Origin of the sequence: Bradyrhizobium sp. 17 (assembly GCF_023073515.1) — a bacterium.
Taxonomy (GTDB): Bacteria; Pseudomonadota; Alphaproteobacteria; order Rhizobiales; family Xanthobacteraceae; genus Bradyrhizobium; species Bradyrhizobium canariense_D.
In genome coordinates this window covers 494,923-501,065 of record NZ_JADPJQ010000117.1, presented here as the reverse complement: position 1 = coordinate 501,065, position 6,143 = coordinate 494,923, and the positions used below count along the sequence as shown (strand labels likewise).

Below are 6,143 nucleotides of genomic sequence, written 5' to 3'. Positions count from 1 at the left end.
TGGCATCGAGCGCGGCAGCGCCGGCCGCAACCAGGGCCTCGAACTCCGTGGGGCGGTGCCGGGCGGAGAGTGGGAATTCTTCTACGTTCGACATGCGGGTGCCCGGCTCTCGGGGGCGAGAGGAACGACGACCCGATACGAGCGTCGTTCGTGCAATAAACATGGGCGGACGCCCCTCCGGCCCGCCGAACTGCTCTTAACGCATCACGGGCCCCTTGGTTCCCCCCGTAGGTACGGGTTCGCGAGGGTCCGCTAAGGGCGGTTATCGGCGTCAGGACAAGCTGATGAGCATGTCCGCTAAGGGCCGCCTGACCGGGGACATTGCATGGCCGCGACCGCCACTGAGCGGCCTTACTGTCTTGTGTGGTGCTTGAGAACAGTGACGCGCCGATCTCTGTGCCACACTTCTAAATCGTGGCCGTCGAGCAGCTGTCTCGCTTTGGCTGTGGCCTCCTCGTCGTCGGCGCAATCCATCTCATGAACGCCGCTGATCCGCCCGTCCTCGCCCATGATATAAGCGCGGTAGTCCATCGCACGCGTTTCCCCGTTGGGAACGTTTTACCTCCCAGTTACGGGGCGCGGCTTTAACATAGATTAATCGATGTCGTGGGTGCCTCAATCGTCGCAATGAGCTCCTGGCACTTGAAGATGCGGACGGTTTTGAAGAAGCGTGTATCGAGATAGCTTTGGACCCGCAGCAATCGGGCATCGCAATGCCGGCAATCCCCAAATTGATATGGACTATCGTTGTACGGGCGAGCCTCGCAGGTCAGCTTCGGGTCACAAGCCATCGATCATGCCCGAGGTGGGAGACTTCCGCTTTGCGTTGGTAAGCCGACATTTATGAGTACGTCCTACCCCTGCTTCCCCGCAATAATCTCCTGCAACGTCGCGACATGCCGCGCAAACGCGCCGCGGCCGGCGGCTGTGGCAGTCACCGTGGTCTGCGGCTTCTTGCCGACGAACGCCTTCTCCACCGACACGTAGCCTGCTTTCGCCAGCGTCTCGATATGCGCGCCGAGATTGCCGTCGGTGGCGCCGGTGAGCTTTTTCAGCCGGGAAAATTCCAATCCTGCGGTGGCCGGCAGCGCGTTCAGTGCCGCCATGATCTTGAGCCGCAACGGCTGGTGGATGATGTCGTCGAGCTCGGCCATCAGATCCGCCGCATCCAGAGGCCGCCGAGGATCAGGCCTCCGCCATTGACGAAGGCCATCCAGAGCGGGAACGCCTCGCCGATGTAGAAATAGCCGATCAGCGTCAGCGCGGAGATGCCGAGACCGATCGCCATGAAGGCATAGCCGAACCAGAGACCCGCCAGCGAATAGAACAGCATGAAGTAGAGCGGCCAGAACGTGCCGAGCTGGCGCGGACCGAAATGACCGATCACGCTGGTGCAGAGATAACCGAAGGCGAAGAAGAGCGCGAACACCAGAAGCAGTCTGATGTTGAAGGCGACGCCATGGGAATAATGTGGCGGATTGAGAATGCGCAGCGCCACCAGACCGCCGGCGCCCAAAACGTCCACGGCAACCCAGGCGTAGCCCGCATAGACCGGCCAAAGCCAGGTCACGAGATTGCCCGCGAACACCAATGCGCCCCACCAGACGGCAGCAAAGCTCGCCAGCTCGTAGAGCTGCGATTGCTTCACGCGCTGGACGATGTCGTCGATATCGGCCAGCGCCGCCGAGGCTTCCTTGCTGTCGATCATGACTGCCCTGTCCCGCGCGTCGCCACATCGTCGGCGATGACCGAGATCGCCTTCGGGTTGGTGACGATGCCCATATGGTTGATGCCGTCGATGATCTTGACGTCGACCGACGGCTTCACCGCCTGCACGGTCTCCGCGTACTTGTCCGAGATCATCATCTCGTCCTCGGCGCCGCCGAAGATCGTGATCGGGCGGGTCGTCGCCGGAAAATCGGTGCGATAGCCGCGCGTTGCGAAATTGCGCGTCAGGCGGTCCGAATAGGTCGAGACGAGGTACTTTGCCGAAGTCGCGGGCACGGCGAGCGCGAGCACCGGAAGCTGCGAACAGCAGTCGATGCCGATCTTGCGCAGCGTGGCCAGCGCGAAGAAGCGCGGCAGGTCGACATTGGCCCAGCCGCCGGCATGCGGCTTGTTGGTCGGCGCGTCATAGCCGAGATAGGGCGCGAGCAGCACGGTGCGCACGAACATGTCCTGCATGATCGGCGTCGCGGCGACGCGCAGCGAGAAGCCGGCGCCGGCGGAATGGCCGATCAAGGTGAGCGGCAGCTCCGGCGCGGTCTTGCGGATTTGAGCGACGAAATCGACGAGGTCGTCCTCGAGCTGGCCGACATAGCCGATATCGCCGCGCGTGCCGGAGCCACCATGGCCGCGGATGTCGAGCGCCCAGGTCTCCACGCCGCGCGAGGCGATGGCCTGGGTCAGGGCATGATTGACGGTGCCGCTGGAGCCGGACGAGCCGTGGATGAAGATCGCGCCACGGCCGGTCGCGGGGCCGGAGCCATTTCCGTTCCGATGGGATCGGAACGGGGCTCCGGATTCTTGTTTTGACGCGTTTTCTTCACGCGAACCGGCTTCCACTTCGCTTGAAAACGCTTTGGCAGCGTAGTGGCGAAAACCGATCCAGGTGCCGTCGCGGGCCTGGAAGCGCTCCAAGGGCGGGAGGGTGGTCCAGTCGATTCCCTTGGCGGAGTCGGAGACCGATCGCATCTCCGGCGGCCGCTCCAGCGGCGTTGCGATCATCACGGTCAGGATCAGCGCCACACCGCCGACCGCACACAGGGCCCATTTCAGCCCGCTCAAAACGCCGCGCAGCACTCGAATTGCCATGATCTACTCCTCCCAAACTAATCAACTATAGAGAACTCTATAGTACAGAGTACTCTCCTAATCAATCCCCGGATTGGCGCGGCGCTGCAAAAATCCTTAACGTCGGGTCTGATCCCCACATGCCGAATCGTTTGCCGATGCCTTCAGCGGAACCCCTGATCAACACGCCCGAATTCACCGTTTCAGAGCTCTCGCAGTCCCTGAAACGGACGGTCGAGGACACCTACGGCCATGTCCGGGTCCGCGGCGAGATCTCCGGCTTCCGCGGGGCTCATTCGTCGGGCCATTGCTATTTCGCGCTCAAGGACGAGAGCGCCAAGATCGAGGCGGTGATCTGGAAGGGCGTGCACGGCCGCATGCGCTTCAAGCCCCAGGAGGGGCTCGAGGTCATCGCCACCGGCAAGCTCACGACCTATCCGGGGTCCTCGAAATACCAGATCGTGATCGAGGCGCTGGAGCCGGCCGGCATCGGCGCGCTGATGGCGCTGATGGAGGAGCGCAAGAGGAAGCTCGCCGCCGAAGGCCTGTTCGACGAGGCGCGCAAGCAGCTTTTGCCGTGGCTGCCGGAGGTGATCGGCGTGGTGACCTCGCCGACCGGCGCCGTGATCCGCGACATCCTGCATCGCCTGGAGGACCGCTTTCCTCGCCACGTGCTGGTATGGCCGGTCAAGGTGCAGGGCGAAGGCTCGGCCGAGCAGGTCGCAGCCGCAATCCGCGGTTTCAACGCGCTGCCTGAGGGCGGCAAGATTCCGCGCCCCGACGTGCTGATCGTGGCGCGCGGCGGCGGCTCGCTGGAGGACCTCTGGTCGTTCAACGAGGAAATCGTGGTCCGTGCCGCGGCCGAGAGCATGATCCCGCTGATCTCGGCCGTGGGGCATGAGACCGACATCACGCTGATCGATTTCGTCGCCGACAAGCGCGCGCCGACGCCGACGGCGGCGGCCGAGATGGCGGTGCCGGTGCGCAGCGATCTCTTCGTCGAGGTCGGCGATCTCGGGCGACGCACCCGGTCCTGCTGGCAACGCGGCCAGGAGAGCCGCCGCAGCGAGCTGCGCGCCGCCGCGCGCGCGCTGCCGGCCGCCGGCGATCTGCTGGCGATCCCGCGGCAGCGGCTGGATTCAGCGGGTGCGTCCCTGCCCCGCTGCCTCAAGGCCAACACGCATGCGCATTTCCGCAGGTTCACCGCCGCAGGCGCCAAGCTGACGCTGCGGGTGCTGCACGGCCAGATCTCGCAGGCCGATCACCGCCTCACCGTGTGCGGCGAGCGGCTCGGCCTGTCCACGCGCTCGCTCTTACGGCGGCGGCGCGACCGCTTTGCCGGACTGGAGGTGCGCCTGCGCGCCTCGAAGCTTTCCAATGCGCAGGCGCAGCGCAACGCGATTCACCGTCAGCGCGAGCGCACGCATCGCCTTGCCGAGCGCGCGGGCCGCGCGCTGGTGACGCTGTTGCAGCGGCTGGATGCCCGCATCGAGAACAGCGGCAAGCTGCTCTCCGCCTTGTGCTATCGCGGCGTGCTCGCGCGCGGCTTTGCCCTGGTGCGGGACGAGGCCGGCCATCCGCTGCATTCGGGGAATGAGATCGGTCCCGGCGCACGGGTCGAGATCGAGTTTGCGGATGGCCGTGTCGGTGCGACCGCGGATGCGGATCGGCCCGCGGCTGCAGCGAAGCGCGCGCCGGCGCAAGCGAAGCCAGCCGCGCAGGACGCGAAGCCTGCGCCGAAGCGCGTGGGCAAGCCGGTGGATCAGGGGAATTTGTTTTAGGCGGAGGGCGGCGTTCCACCCTGGCCGTCATTCCCCGCCTTGTGCGCAATTGCGCACAGGAGCGGGAATCCAGTACGCCGCGGCTTCTCGATCCATCACAACCGCCTCGGCGTACTGGATCGCCCGGTCAAGCCGGGCGATGACAGTGAGTGTGTGGGACGCGTGTCACGAACTCGCTGTCGTAGCCCGCATGAGCGTAGCGACATGCGGGAGCAGCGGCCCCGGATATCGCTACGCTCATCCGGGCTACAATACTGCGCGTCTCAGCGGCAAGACAATCCCGCGTCGATCGTGGTCCAGAAGCCGCAATGTTCCGGCGCGAGTTGCGGCGCGCCGGCATGGGCTTCAAACAGGAAGACCGCGACGGTGAAGACGATCAGGGCGGAGGAGAACAGGACGAAGCGGTTGCGCATGGGATTGCGTTTAATCGACATCGTGGTCGAATGATGGCGTCGTTACGAAATGAAACCATCACGGCGCGCGATCCGTAGAGTCACGGTCGGCCATTTTCCGTGCAGGGCGGTGGTCGATGCGGGGCTGTCCGCTGTTGTTCCCTCGGGCGGCCCCGCTCGCCACATGTAGCCCGCATGAGCGCAGCGACATGCGGGACAGGCCTACCCGGATATGGCTACGCTCATCCGGGCTACGGCACTGCCATCACCGTGCCAGCCACTCTGCGACTTCCTTCTGCGACGCCGCGCGCGCTGCCGCATCGGTGCCGAGATGGCCGTGCTCGGGCGCGGCGGCGTCGGTGCTGCCGCTCGCTGCGTGCAGCGGCGTGTTGGCGCGGTCGAAGTCGTGATAGGCGCCGGGATAGACCACGATGCGCGCGAGCGCGCTGCGGCCATGCGCGCCCTCGACCATCTGGCGGCAGGCCGGCGGCGACGAGACGTCGTCATTGCCACCGATCAGCACCAGCGTCGGCACCCGTGTGCTCCACCCGAGGCCGGCGGAAATCCTGCAGTCCGGATAGAACGCGATCGCGGCGCGGAAATCCGGACCCGTCTCGCGCGCAAGGTTTTGCGGACGCACGGCCCAGAGCAGCGCGCTGGCGCCGTTGGCCCAGCCCATCAGGCTGACGCGGTCGCGTGCAACCCAACTCTGTTTCATCAACCAGGCGCGCGACGCCGCGATATCGGTGACGCGTTCGCGCCGCGCCTTGACGTGGATCTCCTTGACGCGGCATTGCGGCCCGAGCTCGCGCGAGCCGTAGCTGTCAGGGAGCAGCACGGCGTTGCCGGATTTGAGCAGCCGCTCGGCCCAGTCGCGGTAGCGCGGCAGGACGGAATCGGAATGGCCACCGAGGCCGCCGCAGCCGTGGAGCGCGATCACGGTCGGAAACGGCCCCGTGCCCTCGGGCTTGTAGAGCTGCGCATGCAGCACGCCGGACGCCAGCGGAATCTCGACCGGCTGCGGTGCCGGCGAGCCGTGCGCGGCCGAGATCAGGAACGTCAGGAACAGGGCGGTGAACGGAAGGCGCATCGAACTTTGCCGTTGGATCCTTCGCTCAAGCACTATCACGCGGAAACGGCGCCAAAACATCACAAACCGGTGGGTTTACCGGGCGGA

The 6,143-nt window shown here is 65.5% G+C and carries 7 protein-coding genes; 1 reads left to right on the top strand and 6 read right to left on the bottom strand.

The genetic code is table 11. From position 1 onward, the window contains the following. Window positions 1–351: 351 nt before the first annotated feature. The 4 genes from IVB13_RS27440 to IVB13_RS27425 all read right to left on the bottom strand — a co-directional run bounded on the left by IVB13_RS27440 (window position 352) and on the right by IVB13_RS27425 (window position 2,814). A complete protein-coding gene (locus IVB13_RS27440; RefSeq protein WP_085357155.1) occupies window positions 352–531 on the bottom strand; it encodes a hypothetical protein in 180 nt (59 codons plus the stop codon). Between the two features lie 323 nt (window positions 532–854). After that, window positions 855–1,154, bottom strand: coding sequence for a transcriptional regulator (locus IVB13_RS27435; protein ID WP_018453460.1), 300 nt, complete (start codon window positions 1,152–1,154; stop codon window positions 855–857). Next, window positions 1,154–1,708 carry a hypothetical protein gene (locus IVB13_RS27430; protein ID WP_085361283.1) on the bottom strand — a complete coding sequence of 185 codons (555 nt, stop codon included), beginning with the start codon at window positions 1,706–1,708 and terminating at the stop codon, window positions 1,154–1,156. Before IVB13_RS27430 ends, IVB13_RS27435 begins: the two co-directional genes overlap by 1 nt. Next, a complete protein-coding gene (locus IVB13_RS27425) occupies window positions 1,705–2,814 on the bottom strand; it encodes an alpha/beta fold hydrolase (RefSeq protein ID WP_247490945.1) in 1,110 nt (369 codons plus the stop codon). Before IVB13_RS27425 ends, IVB13_RS27430 begins: the two co-directional genes overlap by 4 nt. A gap of 137 nt (window positions 2,815–2,951) precedes the next feature. Between IVB13_RS27425 and xseA the strand changes: the two genes are divergently transcribed. Beyond that, on the top strand, window positions 2,952–4,574 hold the full coding sequence (gene xseA / locus IVB13_RS27420) for an exodeoxyribonuclease VII large subunit (protein WP_247490943.1): 1,623 nt from the start codon (window positions 2,952–2,954) through the stop codon (window positions 4,572–4,574). Window positions 4,575–4,837: 263 nt separating this feature from the next. Here the strand turns inward: xseA and IVB13_RS27415 are convergent, their stop codons facing one another. Both IVB13_RS27415 and IVB13_RS27410 read right to left on the bottom strand, forming a co-directional pair. After that, window positions 4,838–5,008: a hypothetical protein gene (locus IVB13_RS27415; RefSeq protein WP_166517608.1), complete on the bottom strand. Its 171-nt coding sequence runs from the start codon at window positions 5,006–5,008 to the stop codon at window positions 4,838–4,840. 223 nt (window positions 5,009–5,231) lie between these two features. Beyond that, window positions 5,232–6,056: a dienelactone hydrolase family protein gene (locus tag IVB13_RS27410; protein ID WP_247490941.1), complete on the bottom strand. Its 825-nt coding sequence runs from the start codon at window positions 6,054–6,056 to the stop codon at window positions 5,232–5,234. Window positions 6,057–6,143: the final 87 nt, after the last annotated feature.

Bases quoted from the DNA above. Each gene is read 5' to 3' on its own strand.
- IVB13_RS27440 (WP_085357155.1), bottom strand. From the start codon at position 531: ATGGACTACCGCGCTTATATCATGGGCGAGGACGGGCGGATCAGCGGC.
- IVB13_RS27435 (WP_018453460.1), bottom strand. From the start codon at position 1,154: ATGGCCGAGCTCGACGACATCATCCACCAGCCGTTGCGGCTCAAGATC.
- IVB13_RS27430 (WP_085361283.1), bottom strand. From the start codon at position 1,708: ATGATCGACAGCAAGGAAGCCTCGGCGGCGCTGGCCGATATCGACGAC.
- IVB13_RS27425 (WP_247490945.1), bottom strand. From the start codon at position 2,814: ATGGCAATTCGAGTGCTGCGCGGCGTTTTGAGCGGGCTGAAATGGGCC.
- xseA (WP_247490943.1), top strand. From the start codon at position 2,952: ATGCCTTCAGCGGAACCCCTGATCAACACGCCCGAATTCACCGTTTCA.
- IVB13_RS27415 (WP_166517608.1), bottom strand. From the start codon at position 5,008: ATGTCGATTAAACGCAATCCCATGCGCAACCGCTTCGTCCTGTTCTCC.
- IVB13_RS27410 (WP_247490941.1), bottom strand. From the start codon at position 6,056: ATGCGCCTTCCGTTCACCGCCCTGTTCCTGACGTTCCTGATCTCGGCC.